Annotated in this window: 16 protein-coding genes and 1 pseudogene; 8 read left to right on the top strand and 9 right to left on the bottom strand. The window is 41.6% G+C overall.

Features of this window, described 5'->3' with window-relative positions:
- Positions 1 to 29: 29 nt before the first annotated feature.
- Positions 30 to 1199, bottom strand: a complete 1170-nt coding sequence (locus CKW02_RS05265) for an MFS transporter (protein WP_003212067.1) — start codon at positions 1197 to 1199, stop codon at positions 30 to 32.
- A gap of 144 nt (positions 1200 to 1343) precedes the next feature.
- Here CKW02_RS05265 and pdxR point away from each other — a divergent pair, with 144 nt between their 5' ends.
- Positions 1344 to 2783, top strand: a complete 1440-nt coding sequence (gene pdxR, locus CKW02_RS05260; protein ID WP_003211622.1) for a MocR-like pyridoxine biosynthesis transcription factor PdxR — start codon at positions 1344 to 1346, stop codon at positions 2781 to 2783.
- Positions 2784 to 2814: 31 nt separating this feature from the next.
- On the opposite strand, the gene CKW02_RS05255 is transcribed toward pdxR, so the two are convergent.
- The 3 genes from CKW02_RS05255 to CKW02_RS05245 all read right to left on the bottom strand — a co-directional run bounded on the left by CKW02_RS05255 (position 2815) and on the right by CKW02_RS05245 (position 5456).
- Positions 2815 to 3297 (bottom strand): hypothetical protein, encoded by a 483-nt coding sequence (locus tag CKW02_RS05255; protein WP_003211388.1) that lies wholly within the window; start codon positions 3295 to 3297, stop codon positions 2815 to 2817.
- 315 nt (positions 3298 to 3612) lie between these two features.
- Positions 3613 to 4719: a D-TA family PLP-dependent enzyme gene (locus CKW02_RS05250; RefSeq protein WP_034620012.1), complete on the bottom strand. Its 1107-nt coding sequence runs from the start codon at positions 4717 to 4719 to the stop codon at positions 3613 to 3615.
- Between the two features lie 158 nt (positions 4720 to 4877).
- Entirely contained in the window at positions 4878 to 5456 is a 579-nt protein-coding gene (locus tag CKW02_RS05245) for a competence protein ComK (protein WP_003212419.1), read from the bottom strand.
- 288 nt (positions 5457 to 5744) lie between these two features.
- Between CKW02_RS05245 and CKW02_RS05240 the strand changes: the two genes are divergently transcribed.
- Complete coding sequence (locus CKW02_RS05240; RefSeq protein WP_003210924.1) at positions 5745 to 5975, top strand: IDEAL domain-containing protein; 231 nt, start codon at positions 5745 to 5747, stop codon at positions 5973 to 5975.
- A 63-nt stretch (positions 5976 to 6038) separates the two neighbouring features.
- On the opposite strand, the gene CKW02_RS05235 is transcribed toward CKW02_RS05240, so the two are convergent.
- Positions 6039 to 6899: an SDR family oxidoreductase gene (locus CKW02_RS05235; RefSeq protein ID WP_003211351.1), complete on the bottom strand. Its 861-nt coding sequence runs from the start codon at positions 6897 to 6899 to the stop codon at positions 6039 to 6041.
- Positions 6900 to 7044: 145 nt separating this feature from the next.
- Between CKW02_RS05235 and CKW02_RS05230 the strand changes: the two genes are divergently transcribed.
- The 5 genes and pseudogenes from CKW02_RS05230 to CKW02_RS05215 all read left to right on the top strand — a co-directional run bounded on the left by CKW02_RS05230 (position 7045) and on the right by CKW02_RS05215 (position 12144).
- Entirely contained in the window at positions 7045 to 8577 is a 1533-nt protein-coding gene (locus tag CKW02_RS05230; protein ID WP_003211807.1) for an FAD-dependent oxidoreductase, read from the top strand.
- A gap of 91 nt (positions 8578 to 8668) precedes the next feature.
- Positions 8669 to 9208: pseudogene (locus tag CKW02_RS20680) on the top strand (protoglobin family protein); the annotation flags it as partial.
- Between the two features lie 144 nt (positions 9209 to 9352).
- On the top strand, positions 9353 to 9964 hold the full coding sequence (locus CKW02_RS20675; RefSeq protein ID WP_404841025.1) for a methyl-accepting chemotaxis protein: 612 nt from the start codon (positions 9353 to 9355) through the stop codon (positions 9962 to 9964).
- A gap of 61 nt (positions 9965 to 10025) precedes the next feature.
- Positions 10026 to 10610, top strand: coding sequence for a histidine phosphatase family protein (locus CKW02_RS05220; RefSeq protein ID WP_003212274.1), 585 nt, complete (start codon positions 10026 to 10028; stop codon positions 10608 to 10610).
- 388 nt (positions 10611 to 10998) lie between these two features.
- Positions 10999 to 12144 carry a serine alkaline protease SapB gene (locus tag CKW02_RS05215; RefSeq protein WP_034620013.1) on the top strand — a complete coding sequence of 382 codons (1146 nt, stop codon included), beginning with the start codon at positions 10999 to 11001 and terminating at the stop codon, positions 12142 to 12144.
- Positions 12145 to 12185: 41 nt separating this feature from the next.
- On the opposite strand, the gene CKW02_RS05210 is transcribed toward CKW02_RS05215, so the two are convergent.
- On the bottom strand, positions 12186 to 13469 hold the full coding sequence (locus CKW02_RS05210) for a M48 family metallopeptidase (protein WP_003210954.1): 1284 nt from the start codon (positions 13467 to 13469) through the stop codon (positions 12186 to 12188).
- A 177-nt stretch (positions 13470 to 13646) separates the two neighbouring features.
- On the opposite strand from CKW02_RS05210, the gene CKW02_RS05205 reads away from it, so the two are divergent.
- Complete coding sequence (locus CKW02_RS05205) at positions 13647 to 14054, top strand: YhfM domain-containing protein (RefSeq protein WP_003211259.1); 408 nt, start codon at positions 13647 to 13649, stop codon at positions 14052 to 14054.
- Between the two features lie 86 nt (positions 14055 to 14140).
- On the opposite strand, the gene CKW02_RS05200 is transcribed toward CKW02_RS05205, so the two are convergent.
- The 3 genes from CKW02_RS05200 to CKW02_RS05190 all read right to left on the bottom strand — a co-directional run bounded on the left by CKW02_RS05200 (position 14141) and on the right by CKW02_RS05190 (position 17601).
- Positions 14141 to 15694, bottom strand: a complete 1554-nt coding sequence (locus CKW02_RS05200) for a fatty acid--CoA ligase family protein (RefSeq protein WP_034620014.1) — start codon at positions 15692 to 15694, stop codon at positions 14141 to 14143.
- A gap of 171 nt (positions 15695 to 15865) precedes the next feature.
- Positions 15866 to 16855, bottom strand: a complete 990-nt coding sequence (locus CKW02_RS05195; RefSeq protein WP_003211503.1) for a lipoate--protein ligase — start codon at positions 16853 to 16855, stop codon at positions 15866 to 15868.
- A gap of 2 nt (positions 16856 to 16857) precedes the next feature.
- The gene (locus CKW02_RS05190; protein ID WP_034620060.1) at positions 16858 to 17601 is read right to left on the bottom strand and encodes an MBL fold metallo-hydrolase; all 744 of its coding nucleotides are present in this window, start codon (positions 17599 to 17601) and stop codon (positions 16858 to 16860) included.
- Positions 17602 to 17733: the final 132 nt, after the last annotated feature.

Genomic DNA, 17733 nt, shown 5'->3' with positions numbered 1-17733 from the left:
ATGGAAGGCAAAAGAGAAAGCAAGACTCCTCACTTTTGTTTCTGTCTGACACTTGACATCAAAAGGATGAGACAAGCTGCCAAAACGACCAAGAAAAAGACAGTTAACACCATCTGAGTTCCGAACAGATCAGCGAAGAGCCCGACAAAAACACTTGGAAGACCCAGACCTAAATAGGCAAACAAATAAAACCCGGCAACGGCTCTAGCTGCCTCCTTTTTTCCCCGCTCGACAATAAGCTGAAGACCGCCTAAATAAGTAAATCCATAGCAGGCAGTACCCGCAAGCATCGTTCCGGCAAGCACAAGAATGATGGATCCACTATTTGCTCCAAATAGCAAGAGACCGTATCCACATGGAAGACAGATAAATCCGGCAAGGAGCGCTGCTGTGCTATTCATTTTGCGAACAAAAGGCTGCATCAGGACACCTGCCATATTAATCAAAAACAGTGCCGGTCCTACCCATAATTCATATCCATTCAATTTAAGCTGTGCTGGCAAAACCGAAATCACAAGGCCGCACACTGACCACGCGACAGCAATCGCTGCATTCGCTGGCATTGTTCCTTTTGGAAATGTTGGCATGTTCATCATCGGTTTATCTGCATCTCCTTGTACAGGCGGAACGAAAAAGAAGACACCCACGATCGTTAGGATTAAAAAGCCCATCACAATCCAATAACTAAGCGGCGCAAGCGTCACATACTGAAAAGAAAGAAGTGCCGTAAAAAGAGCACCGCCCCCAAAGCCAACCGAACTGCATAACGCAATAAAAGTTGGAATCCAGCTTGATTTTTCTGGATATAAAGCAATCAAATAAGCAGTGCATGTGCCAACACTCAGGCCAAGCCCCACCCCTTGCAGCAGCCGGGCCGCAAAGAGCATCTGTATGGTAGGATGTACGATCATCAATAAGGTAGCACATAACGAAAAACTAAGTGCGACCAATAAAACCGGTTTGCGTCCAGCCCGGTCAGAAATTCCGCCAAGAAAAAGCAAGACTGGAATCAGTCCGAAGACATATGCAGCAAATACAAGGGCTGTCGCCGCCTTTCCATACCCTGCTTGTTCGGCATACAACGTATAAAGGGGCACCTGCAAATTCACTGCGGTTGTAATCATAAAAAGACCAAATAAAACGAATATAAATGGAATGATGGATAAGTGTTCTGTTTCTTCTTTAGATGCGGGGATCATTTCACTCTCTCCTCTAGTCATAAGCATATGAGAACAGTGTACACACCTTTTGGCTTACTTTCTATATCCAAAAATGATGCTATTGACCACTCCATATTTCCGTGTCATCATCATGTTATATGTGACAATGAGAGAAGGTGTCCGATGTATATTTATTTAGACCGCTCAAGTACTACACCGCTCTGGCAGCAAATCGTGACTGGGATCATTCAACAAATTCATTCCAAAAAACTGCATCCTCATGATCAGTTAACACCGACACGCGTATTAGCACAGGAGCTCAATGTATCAAGATCAACTATACAGCTTGCTTATGATGAACTGCTGGCAAGAGGATATGTCAGCACATCTAGAAGAGGCGGTACGAAGGTCATTTCGAGTGACCACTATGCAGCCTCTACTCCCCATCAAGGTGAGCAGCCTTTTCCTCTTCCGGTAAGACCACACTTTCAAGAGGCGGAGAAACAAATGAACCACTGGCTGTCGGCCAATCAATTCCATGAGAAGCTTGATATTGATTTTCGTCATCAAGAACCTGCTATCGAAGAACATTTTCAAAACATATGGAAACGCTCGCTCATGAAAGCATTACAGCGATTAGAGATGAAAGATTGGGGCTATTCCTCCCCGCATGGCCTATGGGAAGTACGTTCAGAAATACGCCAATACTTATCTGTAGAACGCGGCATTGATGTAGAGGAGGATCAAATCGTGTTAACAGGTGGCACGCAGCAAGCCATTGATTTGATTTCACAGGTATTGCTTAAAAAAGGCGATACAGTAGCTGTTGAAGATCCAGGCTTTCCTGGAGCAAGGCTTTCCTTTATGCATCGTGAAATGAACATTTATCCCGCGCCCGTCGATGACGAAGGAATTATGGTGAATACATTACCACGAAGAACAAAGCTGATTGCGGTGACGCCCTCCCATCAGCGTCCAACCGGTGTATGTATGAGTGTGAGCAGAAGGCAGCAACTGCTAAAATTTGCTGTCAGTCATCAGTCTTATATACTGGAAGATGATTTTGATGGAGATTATCGTTATCATGGCGGACCGCTTCCTTCATTATTTTCAGATGCACCCGACCATGTGATTTATATCTTAAGCTTCTCCAAAGTGCTGGCACCCGGCATCCGCCTTGCTGCCATTATCGGCTCCAAAGCGGTCATAAAAGAAATCGCTTCCTTGCAATCACTCATTCAAAGACAGCTGCCCATTATGGAACAGATCACACTCGCCTCTTTTTTCAGAGAAGGAGAATTCACGCGATATGTCAGGCGAATGAGACAGCTATATAAAAAAAGACAGGCTGCCATGATGGGTGCCCTTTTAACACAACAATTTGACAAGCACTTTCATATTTATGGAACAGATACGGGTCTTCATGTCTTTTTAGAAGGAGCGCCAGACTTTGACGAAAAAGGCAGTATTGAGGCAGCAAAAGCAGCAGGCATTGGCATTTATCCATTAAGTCCTTATTGTTTTGAGAGCAATCGAAAGGGATTACTGCTAGGCTTCGCCTGTACGGACGAAAACATGATTCAAGAAGGTGTGCGCCGCTTAAAGCAAATACTTTATATGTAAAAAAAGCCTGGAAGTCCGCCTTCCAAGCTTTTTACGTTGATTGCTGAATGCGGCCGACTTCTTCAATAAATGCAGCTGCCCTCTGCAATCCATCTTGTAGATGATGAGTAGCGGAAATAAACAGCTTTTCTTGATCTGGGCGCTTTAATAGCTGCTCCACCTGACCAATTCCTTTTTCAAATGAATGAAGACCTGTCTTTAATTGTTCATCTGCCTTTTGATAAGCGGCTGGAATTTCTTGATGAGCAAGCCCCTTTTGAATCACACGATCAAAGGCTTTCGTCGCCTTTTTCAATTTTTTATTTACTTGGATCTTTCCCTGTCCATCTGAAATAAATTGGTCGGTCATGTTTTCATAAGCTTCATTTAACTCATCCATATAACGCTGAACCCATTGTTCATACGCAGCTTCTTTTGTGTCTTGTTTTGAAGGCGATTGACCTGCTTGCTGACAGGCTGCTAGTAAGGTCACTATCAAGGTGAATAGCAGCAGCAATTGCGATTGTTTTTTCATACAGAGCCTCCATTTCTTATTCCCATTCGTTCATATCGGTCAAAATAGGAGGAGCCTTTACCACATACGAACACTTTGCAAGAAATGATTTCTTTTATTGTAACAGACGGCTCGTGTCACTTCTGTGATTTATGAATAATTGCTTGAAAATACGTCTAAGGATCCACATTTCTCTGTCATTTGGTGGACAGTCTACCGATACACACTCAATAGACGACTGGATATATGGATTTGGTTTCAACAAATTCATGTGCATGGTGGATGTTGTCGTGTCATCATAATGATGCCCCAACGAAGTCGCCTTGTCCTGTTGATTTATTGAAGTTTACCTTTACAAGCAATGTCAAGCTCTTCGACTACTTCACCATCTTGGATGAGATAGGCTTTTTCATGAAGATTGACAGCGGGACAAATATGATTTGGAATGATTTGCACCTTCTCACCGATCTGGACAGTCTGACGGAAGCCTTCGTGATAAATGATGGCATGCTCATCAAATACACTGGAAACAAATACATCATCAAAGTCTTTTACCTTGCCTAGTCCCTTTGTTTTCGTCAGCCCTTTTGTACGGGTTTGAGCCGTGAGCCCTTTGGCTCCAACATCTGTAATGACACGAGTATTTGTTGGCTTACTAATGACTGTCGTCAGGACGGCTGCTGCACAATGTGAAAAAGTGCCGATCACATTGGACTGAGAGGCATCCATGAAGATGTATGTGCCTGGGCGGATTTCGGTCACTCCCTTTGGAATATCAAATTGAAATAAGAACGGTGGTGTTGATCCTATGCTCACTACCTCTAGCAGCATGCCTGATTCTTTTGCAATCTGTGCAAATCGAAGCGTTCGATTCACAGCGTCTTCATATAATGTCTGACAATGCGCTTTACTTTCCGCCTTGTATGTATGACCATCATGAGAAAAAATCCCTTTTAAATGAACGAACTCACATGTTTTTATCGCCTGCAAGATTTGACGGAAATCACTCTCTTCAATGACACCAGACCTCTCTTCTCCAACCTCTATCTCAATTAAAACCTCCGCTTTTTTCTCTGCTCCACGAAAGACATCTTCAATTTGATGCACATGCTCTACACAATCTATTCCAAATGAAATGTGTATCGACTCTGCCAGCTTTCGAATTCGCTTCAGCTTTGTCTCACCTACAATTTGATTGGCGATAAAGATATCTGTTAGCCCATGCGCCGCCATCACTTCTGCTTCCCCTACTTTCGCTACAGTTAAGCCAGATGCGCCCATCTCCTCCTGCACCTTCGCAAGACTAGGTGTTTTATGTGTTTTCGTATGAGGACGCAGTTTGACTTGCTGACGGTCCGCATATTGCTGCATAGCAGCTAGATTCTCCATCATCACCTGTTTATCAATTAATAGCGCCGGTGTATCTAGTTCATCATAAGTCATCATCATATCCCCTTTTCTGTCGCTCATTATATAAAATTTTATACGTTGTACTTAAATTATATAATTTGTTATATAATTATCAATGTTTTTTTCTTCGAGAAAGTAAGACGATATGCTAAACATAAGGAGTCCAGCGGCTGGGCTGCCGCTGGTTTTAGTTAATATCTGTTCCGAAGCTCCCTTAATATAAAATCGTATACAAGGTTGAGCTGTTGTTCCTTTGGATACAGCATAAATTCTTGTTTTTTAGGAAGACCACCATCAAGGCGATCTTGAAATTTCGTTCGGAGATACGCTGTTCTGTGCACCTGACTCTCAAATGACTTATATGAGACATCGAGTTTGACGGTTTGCTCATTTGTAAAGATGACCACCGTGTCTCCGAGGGATGATTCCTGGAAGGTATGAATGTATTTGTGGGAGATCCAGCCGCACTGAGGACGGTTGGATGAATAGGTTGGGAAGAAATACAGATGATTGGATGAGTCAATCACAATGGGAGGCTTGTGGGATATTCCTGTTACTTCATATGTTCCCGCTTTTCTGCCTGCATAGCTTGAGCCGAAGAATCGGCAGCTGCGTTCAATAATTTGCAGAGGTTTTAATTCAACGTAAAAGCTTGTCTCTCTTTCTATGACTTTTGAATATACTCTTTTTCCTTCTTCAACCGGAAGGATCGCCATTGTTGTTTGATTAATGACGTATGAATCTAAAGGTGTTTCACTAATTCCTGACACTTCATTTCCTCCTGTGTTAATTTTTGGTTATTTTAGATACTATTAATCTATCACCAACATATAAGAAACGACAGGATTTTTTCAAAATTTATTAAAAATCATTTTTTTATCGTATTATTTAGTCCATTCGATCTATCGAAAAGCCTTTTTTAAGATATATCACATCGTGTCGATTGGACAAGAGGTGTCGATTTCGCTCAAAAATAAATTGTCTAAAAATTATAAATTCTTGTTGATTTTTTCTTCGCCAATCCATATACTATAAAAAAGGCATCGGGGGGATTCTTTATGAAAGAGAAAAAAACGTATGCTGAGCTCATGAAGTCCCGCAACACCCAAAAAACCGAAGAAAACGGCGTGACGATTTTAGACATCTATATTCAAATGGTTTTAGATGAGGCGCTTTATAAACAGCGCTTAACCTTCCTTAGAGAAGAGATTGATAAGGCACTGGATCAGCGTGATGAAAAACGATTCAACGACCTGTCAGCTCAATATGCAGAACACTGCTTACATTAATCATGATGATTTTACTTGCGGCAAAGAGGGCAGCAACTCGTCTCTTTACCGCAAGTTTTTTGTTTATCCATTTAAAATGGTTCCGCCATTGACATGCAGGATTTGTCCATTTATATAAGAGGAGTCTTCGCTCGCTAAAAATAAATAGCTCGGCGCAAGCTCTACTGGCTCACCAGGACGCTCCATTGGAACATCTCCGCCAAATTCAGAGACTTCCTTTTCCGTAAAGGTCGATGGAATGAGGGGTGTCCAAATGGGTCCCGGGGCTACCCCATTCACTCTAATCCCTTGCTTAATGAGCGATAAAGATAATGATCTCGTAAATGTCACGACTGCCCCTTTTGTAGATGAATAGTCAATTAAGGTTTCATGACCTTTATAGGCTGTGACAGATGTGGTATTAATGATACTGCTTCCTTTTTTTAAATGAGGAAGTACCGCTTTTGTTAAGTAAAACATGGCAAAAATATTCGTTTGAAATGTTCGAAGAAGCTGATGTGAGGTAATCTGTTCAATGCTTTTTTGCGGATGCTGTTCCCCGGCATTGTTCACCAAAATATCAATGGAACCGAAAGCATCCTTCGTTTTTTTGACGACCTCATTTGAAAACGACTCATCTCCTAAATCACCTGCAATTAAAATGACGCGACCTCCCCCCTTTTCAATATAGTCCTTCGTTTCCTCTGCATCGCGGTGCTCACTCAAGTAAACAATGGCGACATTGGCGCCTTCCTTCGCAAATAAGACCGAGACTGCTCTTCCGATCCCGCTGTCTCCACCTGTCACAATGGCTGTTTTCCCTGCTAATTTTTTATCCGGCATCTCTCGATCAAAAACAGGCCTTGGATTCATTTTGTATTCAAGACCTGGACGCTCACTTTGATGCTGAGGCGGCAATGGTTTCTTCGGCTGCTTTGTTGACACGTCTGACCACTCCTTCCTTTTATCTTGTTTATTTTTATGTGTTGGCTATTTTTTTATGTATGCCAGACTAGTTTCCTTTCAAATGTATGATTTTCTTCATTGTGGAAAAATTATACACAACAAGTCACTAACTGGAGGCGACAGTATGGAGCAAGAACATAAAGGATTGGAACAGGCAAAATCGTTATGGATAGCGGATAGTCAAAAGCATTCTTTTCCTACAGTAGATGAGGATCTCACAGCAGATGTCATCATTGTTGGCGGTGGTATTACCGGTATCGCTACCGCGTTTGAAATGACAGAACGCGGGCTGGATGTCATCATCATTGATGCTGATCAACTGCTGCAAGGTACGACCGGACATACGACAGCTAAGATTACCTCACAGCACGATGTTTACTACCATGAGCTGATCCAGCAAATTGGTATGCCCAAAGCCCGTTTGTATGTAGAAGCAAATGAGAAAGCAAAAGAGCTAATTCAAGCTCGCGTCCAAAAGTACGACATCGATTGTCAGCTAGAAGTCAAAGATGCGTACCTTTATACAAAGGAAGAAAGCGGTGTAAAAAAATTAAAAAAGGAATTAGATGCCTACAAACAGCTTGGGATTGATCGGGGATGGAAAACAGCGCTTCCTTTTGATGCTGACATCAAGGCTGCCCTAGCAATGACGCAGCAGGCACAGTTCCATCCCCTTCATTATCTCAATGCACTCATTGACCAGCTCCTAGAGCGTGGTGTACGTATTTATGAACAGACAACTGCTGTTGACGTAAAAGAAGGAAACCGCCCTGCTGTCGTCACAAAAGACGACCATCACCTGACAGGCCGCTATATCATATCCTGTTCGCACTTTCCTTTTTATGATGGAAAGGGACTTTATTTCACGCGCATTCACCCAGAGCAATCTTATGTGGTAGCAGCCAAAACAACGAAGCCGCTCCCAGATGGAATGTACTTAGGGATCGACCAGCCTGCTCATTCTTTAAGAACGACAGAATGGCATGGTGAGGAAGTCGTTCTCATCGGAGGAGAAGGTCATAAAACTGGACAAGGCGGGGATGAATCTGCTCACTATGAAGGACTAGAAAGGTTTGGAGACGCTACCCTTGGAATTGAAGAGGTGCTGTATCGCTGGTCGACACACGATATGGTCACAATGGATCAAATCCCTTACATTGGCCGCCTAACCAAGCACCATCAAAATATCTTCGTTGCGACCGGTTTTAGAAAATGGGGCATGACGACAAGCCACGCGGCAGCTACTCTTATCGGTGATTTGATTGAAGGAAAATCGAATCCATACGAATCCATTTTTACGCCATCAAGACCTGTTTCTGATTCTTTCGTCAAAGATTTCGTTAAAGAAAACAGCAATGTCGCTGCCAAGCTGATCAGTGGTAAATTAAAACGAACCGATCAAACCATTGATGATTTAAAGCCAGGTGAAGGCGGCATTGTATCGTACGAGCATAAAAAATGCGGCGCCTTTAAATCAGAGGATGGGAATATCTTTCTTGTCGATACAACGTGTACTCACCTAGGCTGTGAAGTCGCTTGGAATAATAGCGACCGCACTTGGGATTGCCCGTGTCACGGTTCACGTTTCTCCATTACTGGAGAGGTAGTAGAAGGCCCAGCAAAGAAACCACTAAAAAGGTCTTATAAAGAACAGTAAAATTTTACTGATCCCCTTTAAAAAATCCAATATTATCCGATAGATAATATAAAGTCTGATAATTTGTGATGATTATAGGGGGACAAAAACATTGTTATTTAAAAAAGAGACGAAAAGAAAAAACACTGCTTTTTTCACACAGCAGGATGATGGGATAAAACGTATCAACTTTTCGGACAATACGGATATCGCGAAACAAATTAAAATGATAGACCTGACGCAGCATGACCTATTTATTCTAAAACAGCTCAATCCAATTGTTCAGGAGGATATTGCACGTATCGTTGATAAATTTTATAAAAATTTAGAAGTCGAATCTTCCTTGATGCATATCATTCAAGATAATAGTTCTGTCGACCGTTTGAAAAAAACACTCCGCATTCATATTAGTGAAATGTTTGCAGGTGTGGTTGATGAAGCCTATGTGGCAAAACGAATTAAAATTGCGCAAGTTCATTTACGGATTGGCCTCCAGCCTAAGTGGTATATGGCTGCATTCCAGGACCTTCTGCTATCAATTATGGATTTATTTGCTCAGCATATCCAAGATTTCAAAGAATATCAGACAGCAGTCAAAGCGACGACAAAAATCTTAAATTTAGAGCAGCAGCTTGTCCTTGATACATTCCAAAATGAATATTCTAAAATTCGTGATGAAGCAGAACAGCAGCAGCAGGAGCTCCATACAAAAATCACAGAAACATCAAATTCACTTGCTTCTCTCTTCTCAAACACAACAAATGCCGTGGACAAGCTTGTATCAAAATCTGATGAGATGGCAGACATGTCGCAAGCTGGCACACAAATTTCAGCACAGGTCGAGGAAAAATCGATTGGCGGTAAAAAAGAATTAGAGATTCAACAAACACAAATGAACCAAATTGATGGCAGCATGACAAAGATTGAAACAGAAATTAAGCGTTTAGAAGAAATCGCCAAACAGATTGAACAAATCTTTGGGATTGTCACAGGCATTGCAGAGCAGACGAACTTGTTATCTTTAAATGCTTCCATCGAATCTGCACGAGCAGGCGAACACGGAAAAGGCTTTGCTGTCGTCGCAAACGAGGTTCGTAAATTATCAGAGGACACAAAGAAAACGGTTTCAACCGTATCTGAACTCGTCAACAATACCAATTCACAAATCTCCATTGTGTCTCAGCACATTGGGGACGTGAATTTACTCGTGACAGATAGTAAAGAAAAAATGACTCAAATCAATTCGCTCTTCGATGATATCGTCAGCAGCATGAACTTAAGCAAAAATCAAAATGGAAAAATTGAAATAGACCTTCAAACCTTCCTGAACGAATTGAAGGAAGTCAAACAAACGGTTTCTCAAGTTGCCAGCTCAGTCGAATCCTTAACAAGTCTCACAAATCGCTAATCCAGTCTTTTTTCTTCTGCTTTAGTATAATAGAAGAAAAGATAGAAAAGGCGGGATTTGATTGACAACAATTTGCCTAGTCAGGCACGGGGAAACAGATTGGAATGCAGCGAAACGAATTCAAGGACGAACAGATATCCCTTTAAATGATACTGGTAAATGGCAGGCTGAACAAACGGGTCTTTATTTGAAGGATGCCCATTGGGATGTTGTCATTTCCAGTCCACTCACAAGGGCAAAAGAAACAGCACACTTGATTTTAAAACATATAGATGCGCCTCTTGTCATCATGGATGATTTCATTGAGCGTGATTATGGCGATGCTGAAGGCATGTCATTTGAGGAGCGCCAAAAGCTTTTTCCAGATAAACAGTATCCAAATATGGAGCCGCTTGAAGCGATTCAAGATCGAATGGTAGAAGGCATTGAGAAAGTTAGAGCAGCCTATCCGAATCAACAAGTCCTGATCGTGGCACACGGCGCTGCCATCCATGCTTTACTCACCACCTTAGCGGATGAACATCTTGGTCTTGAGAACACGAGGCTCGTCAATGCTTGCTTAAATTATGTGGAATGGAAAGATGGTAAATGGAAGGTGCTTGATTACAACGTGGTCAGCCATTTAACTCAATCCTCTCCTACTTAAAGAACCTGTTATGTAAACAGGTTCTTTTTAAATGACAAAAACAATGATAAAATAGTATTTTTTTATATCGAAATTCGAAATAGATGCTAGACGTTTCTACCTATTTTAAGGCTTTTCGGGTATCGAATATTTCTCCGAAAATGGATCATAAGAAAAAAAGCACATTTCCTTTTTAATAGATAGCCGCTGAAATAGTAGTATAAACATATTTTACCATCATTTCCAAGTGACTTAATTCCCCAATTTTCGCTAGGACTTTCACAAAAATTCGGGTCTACTCTTATTTGCCTACTTCCCTTAAACTGAATATACAGAATAGTCAAACGGATCATTCTTATAGACTACGGATGATTATTCTGAAATAAGAAAAAAGGGATGTGGATTGTGCGTGAAAAAGAAAAATGTGATGACAAGTGTTTTATTGGCTGTCCCTCTTCTGTTTTCAGCAGGGTTTGGAGGCTCCATGGCAAATGCCGAGACGGTCTCAAAGTCAGATAGTGAAAAGAGCTATATTGTTGGCTTTAAAGCCTCTGCCACTACAAACAGCTCTAAGAAACAAGCCGTCACTCAAAATGGTGGAAAACTAGAAAAGCAATATCGTCTCATTAATGCCGCACAAGTAAAGATGTCCGAACAAGCCGCAAAAAAACTTGAACATGACCCTAGCATTGCTTACGTAGAAGAAGACCACAAAGCAGAAGCATATGCACAAACCGTCCCTTATGGAATCCCTCAAATCAAAGCTCCAGCTGTACACGCTCAAGGTTATAAAGGGGCTAATGTCAAAGTAGCTGTCCTTGATACGGGCATCCACGCTGCACACCCTGACTTAAATGTTGCAGGCGGTGCCAGCTTCGTCCCTTCAGAGCCAAATGCCACCCAAGACTTTCAATCACATGGAACTCACGTAGCCGGAACCATTGCTGCCCTTGATAACACAATTGGTGTTCTTGGGGTCGCTCCAAGTGCTTCCCTATATGCTGTTAAAGTATTAGACCGCTATGGCGACGGACAATATAGCTGGATCATTAGCGGTATTGAATGGGCAGTAGCCAATAATATGGATGTCATCAACATGAGCTTAGGCGGACCAAATGGTTCAACAGCGCTTAAAAATGCCGTTGATACAGCGAATAACCGCGGAGTCGTTGTTGTGGCGGCTGCAGGTAACTCAGGTTCCACTGGTTCTACTAGTACAGTTGGCTATCCAGCAAAATATGATTCTACCATTGCCGTTGCCAATGTAAACAGCAACAATGTCAGAAATTCGTCTTCTAGCGCAGGTCCTGAATTAGATGTTTCTGCACCTGGTACTTCTATTTTAAGTACAGTACCAAGCAGTGGATACACATCTTATACTGGAACGTCTATGGCGTCTCCTCATGTAGCAGGAGCAGCAGCGCTTATCCTTTCTAAGTACCCGAATCTATCAACTTCTCAGGTTCGCCAGCGCTTAGAAAACACAGCAACACCGCTTGGTAACTCCTTCTATTACGGAAAAGGGTTAATCAACGTTCAAGCGGCTTCTAACTAAACAATAAATAAAATCCGGCTAATACAGCCGGATTTTTTTATTTATTGCTTCCTCGACGTTTCCTCTTTTTCCGCTGCTTTTTCCATTTCCATGATTCTCTCCATCATAGTTGGGTGCCCGTAGCGGAAGACCTTCACTAAAAGTGGCGGATTCACCTGAGACAGCCCTGATTTTGCAAGCTTTTGAAAAGACGTCACCCCTGCCTCTCCGTCTTTTGTCAGGTTTAGCGCATACTCATCAGCTGCACGTTCTTGATGTCTTGAAACTGCATTTGTAAAAGGTGATGCTGCAAATGACAGCATCGATACAATCATGAGAAGAATCGGAAGAGCAGCGATGTCGCGCGGCTCCCTCAGCCGAAATAGAACTGCTCCTTTACGATAGAAATAAAAATAGAGACGGTCGATCGCAAAAAATCCCGCAAGTGACAGTACTAGATATCCTGCTAATCCTATATAGACATGCTTCATGACGTAATGTCCCATTTCATGTGCCATGATAAATAAAATTTCGCGATCTTTCAGCTTTTGCAGTGTCGTATCCCATAACACAATACGCTTATTTTCACCAATTCCTGTGACATAAGCATTCATCGTGTTCGTTTTCTCAGACATATTGACCTCATATACATGACCTGCCGGGATATGAGCTTTGTCTGCAAGTGTTAAGATCTTGTTCTCAAGAGCTTGATCCTTTAGTGGATAAAAATTGTTATATAACGGATCAATGACGACCGGCTGTATAAAGAAGAGAAATAGCGTGAATGGAACTGTCAAACACCAGGCATACAGCCACCAGCGCTTTCTTCTTTTTTGAATAAGCCAAAAGAATACAATTGCACATAGAGCAAGAAGCGGATATTGAATCCAGAAATCTAGAATTTGATCTTTCAACCAGCTTGCCGTACTTTGAGCAGATACTCCGTAGTGCAAAGACAGCTGATAACCAATCCACTTAATGGGAAATGAGATCAGCATTGTCAAAAGCGATAGCACAAACACATATACAAGTTTACTTAAAAATGTGAAACGAGCTGCTGCCAGGCTCCATTCTTCTAATTTTCGTGAAAACCCTGAAATGAGCAGAAGAAAAAAGACATACCAATCTAATGGAATTGTCATGAAAAATAGTAAGTTACGTAATCTCGAGAAATTCTCGCTGATGACAAGCTCATGGCTTGTCATAAAGGTATGCGGATCTGCACTTGTTCCTTTTACACTATCAGGAACCGCTGCATCCCCAAATAGAAACAAATAAGAATAAATAAAAAGACCGTACAATATGTATGCTACCGTTGCAAGAGCTACCCATTTACGTACTCGCACATGTCAGCCTCCTTTCCATCCCTCTCTCTATTCTAATCATCCATTATTTTGTTTAGAACCTGTCTCATGTGGCTCCATCATAGCATGCCCTATCTGAAAAAGCTTTCACGAAAAAAATGATTATGCTACTCGAAAATCGGAGATGCTACATATAAAATAGAGAGTTGGAGGATCGAAATGAAGAAAATCCTTGCAGGAGTTGTGATCTTTGGACTTTTACTTATTACCTTCTTTTATGTATTCAGCCGGACGAGCGAAATCTTTGATGAGAATCGAGCTGAAAAATTGCTCCTTTCATCTGAAAACGAGTCCACTTCTTATGAAATAGATGATAAGGACACAGCAGAAGACTTAATAGAAGAATTAAACAAAGGCAAACAAACAAGCAATCATCTCAAGAAAAATTTAAAGAAACCAGATTATATCGCCAAGGTGATGTACGGCCGAACAAACGGCACCACCTTTCAGCTTTGGACAAACCGTTCACAGGTCGTTTTTTTAGTAGATGGGACTTATTATGAGCTGAATCAAAAACAGTCTAATTCTTTTCAGAAACAGTTAAAAGAAGCCATTCTAAAGGGCTGAAATTTTATTTTATCCCTTTGTCTTCTTATCAGCGTGATAGAACCTTAGCACACTAAGGGAGTCTCTTCATAAGAGACCCCCTTTTCTTATTTACTTTCCTCTGCTTGATACTTTTCCTTTAGTGCTCTTCTTAAAATTTTACCTGTTGTGTTCTTTGGAATATCATCTATGAAATGGATCGTTTGGGGCTGCTTATATTTCGCTAAAAAGCGTGAACAATGTGTGATGATGTCTTCTTGATCGATGTGAGCATGTTTCTTGGGGGAAATGTAACAGACGACAGCCTCTCCGGTGTTCGGATCTGGCACACCGATGACAACGGCTTCTGCTACAGCTTCATGTTGATAAAGCACTTCTTCTACTTCTCTTGGATACACATTATAACCGCCAACAAGAATCATATCCTTTTTCCGATCGACAATATAAATGTATCCTTCTTCATCTCTTCTTGCTAAATCACCGGTGTACAGCCATCCGTCTCTTAGTGCAGCTTCAGTATCTTCTGGCATTTGATAATAGCCTTTCATAATGTTGGGTCCTTTTGCTATGAGCTCTCCGACTTCATTTGGACCGACTTCTTCTCCCAGTTCATTCACAATCTTATTCTTCACATTCATAATGTCGGTCCCGACTGAACCGGGTTTTCTTTTTCCATCAAGAGGATTGAATGCAGTTACTGGGGAAGCCTCTGATAATCCGTAACCCTCCAGCACCGTGACACCAAATTTTTTCTCAAAACCGTGAAGTAAAGCAACAGGCATTGAGGCACCGCCTGATATACAAATCCTCACAGAGGACATTGCTTTCTCATGCCCTTCCTGGCGGTACAAATAGTTATACATAGTTGGAACACCAACAAATAACGTTGGCTTCTCTTTTTCCATCATACGCAAAAGCTCTGATGGGCTGAAATGCGGCAGGACATAGATGGTCGCGCCATGAATCAATGGTGCATTCATACAAACCGTTAAACAAAATACGTGGAACATCGGCAATGCGGCGATCACCTTGTCCTTTTCATCAATGGATAGGTACTCAGCAACGTCTCTGGCATTTGAATACAGGTTGAAATGAGTCAGCATCGCACCCTTTGGTTTTCCTGTCGTGCCAGATGTAAATAAAATAACTGCCGTATCGTCCTGATGAATAGATGGATGCACGTTCTCTTTCGAATGACCAGACACAAGCTTTCCAAAGAAGACAAGTTGATCTGATACTTCCTTAAAACTTGATCTGCACGCAGATTCATTTTCTGCACAAATAATCACCCGTTCAATAGACGGAAGCTGTTCATACACTTGCTCGTACACTGGTAGCAGTTGTTCAGGGGCAACAATGCCTTTTACATCACCTGTAATCAGCATATAGCCAATTTCACTAGGCGTGTATGTTGGATTGATTGGTACTACGACAAGCCCGGCTTTTAAAGCACCAAAAAAAGAAATGACAAAATGCGGTGAATTTCCTAAAATAAGCGCGATATGATCCCCGGCTTGAAATCCTTCGCCCACTAATCCATCTGCAAAGCGCTCGATACTTGTCATGAGCTCTCGATAGGTCCACTGATTTCCTTCAAAGATCAGTGCGATATCTTCTCCTTTCGTCATCGCCGTCTGCTCTAGATTTTTGATCAAATCCATTCTCCCACCCCTTACATGTCATCAATGAATGAATAACCATTCATTTTATGGCCAAACATTCCTCCTTTCTATTATAATAGACAATCGAAAAAATCCACAAGATCAAATGTAAATCGCTTTCAATTCTTTCAATCAAAAAAGCACCGCTATCTCTAGCCGTGCTTGTCCCTCTTAATAAATCAAATCAAGAAAATCCTCTTTTGATACATTGCCGAAGTAGTGGCGCATGTCCATATCTTCTAATACGTCGCTGATCGTTTTGCGATCATATTGTTGCCCAATGAGTCTTTTTTCAATATCAGCAATATCCCCTACACCGAAGAAATCACCAAAGATCTTGCAGTCCTGGATCATCCCTTTTTTCACTTCTAATCGAAGATCAATGGAGCCTGCTGAGAATCTTTTAGAATGCTGTAAATTAAATTTCGGTGAACGGCCGTAGTTCCATTCCCATTTTTGATATCGATCCCGGGAAATCTCGTGAATCTTTTCCCAATCCTGCTCAGTCAACTGATATTGAGGAACATCCCCATTCGTATCGAAAATGTAGCTTAACAGAATTTTTCTAAATTCTTCTGTTGTCATCTTTTGATCCATTAATTCACTAATATTGGCAACCCTGCTCCTAATGGATTTAATGCCTTTTGATTCAATCTTTTCTTTTTTCACATTTAAAGCCGAAACAACATGTTCAATTTCTGAATCAAATAGCAGCGTGCCATGGCTGAAAATACGTCCTCGTGTTGCGAACTGGGCATTTCCAGAAATTTTTCGACCTTCTGCCATGATGTCATTTCTGCCACTTAATTCAGCTTTGACGCCTAGCTTTTCAAGCGCTTGGATGACTGGCTCCGTAAACTTTTTAAAATTATGGAAGCTGTCCCCATCGTCTTTTGTGATAAAGCTGAAGTTTAAGTTTCCTTTGTCATGGTAAACTGCGCCACCACCGGACAGGCGGCGGACAACTTTGATGCCGTTGTCTTCCACATACTTCGTGTTGATTTCTTCTATTGTATTTTGGTTCTTTCCTATAATAATCGACGGCTGGTTAATATAGAACAGCAAGTACGTTTCTTCTGGGTCTAAATATTTTAAGCAATATTCTTCAATTGCCAAATTAATCATTGGATCATAATGTTGTTCGTTATCGATAAACAGCATCTCTATCTTCCTTCCTTGTTCCATCTAAGCCCTGAATGGGCAAGCTGTATATTGCCAGTATATAACGCCTGTGCTTCATTGACTAGGTCTTTATGACGACCAAAATGGGGCAGGTGGGTGATGATCAATTCTCCAACATTTGCTTCCTTTGCAAGCTTGCCCACCTCTGTACTATTCATATGTCCTGCACTCGATCCATCCTGTCCAGCGTAAAAATTGCTTTCAGCAATCAGTAGATCTGCATCCTTGCTAAATGGGATAAATGCCTCCTGATAACTTGAGTCTGCTGTATACACCACCACAGCATCCCCCGCCTGAATTCTCATCGCATAGCATTCTGCCGGATGAACCGTTTTCAAAAAATCAATTTGAAATGGACCAATTTGAATACCCTCTTCTGGCTGATAAGCCTTTGCCTTAGTATGTACATCATCCGCAAGCCGCCCAAATGCTTCTTGATTACCTGTATGTCCATAGATCGGAAGCGGACCGCTGCTTTTTCCTAAATGATATCCCACTAGCTTCGCATATTGGAGTGGTCCGATATCTGCAATATGATCGTGGTGATAATGAGAAAGGAGAACAGCATCTAGTTCTTCTATATCTATGTATTGCTGCAGTTTGGAAAGAACACCGCTTCCGCAGTCTACAAGTAGACGAAAGCCATCTGATTCAAAAAGATACCCTGACGTCGCTTCACCAGCGGCCGGGAATCCTCCGTAGCATCCAATGACAGTTAATTTCATCGTCATTTTTCCCTCCTTTTCTAAAAATCCCCTTCTTACAATATACCCATTTTTCATAAAAAAAGCATTCTTCTTGCCTATTGTTACAAAACAGATTGACAATTATTAATCTGTTATAATACAATAATAGCA

The organism is Bacillus pumilus, assembly GCF_900186955.1.
GTDB classification, from domain to species: domain Bacteria; phylum Bacillota; class Bacilli; order Bacillales; family Bacillaceae; genus Bacillus; species Bacillus pumilus.
The sequence above is the reverse complement of the archived record's forward strand: the minus strand, read 5'-3'. Positions and strand labels throughout refer to the sequence as shown.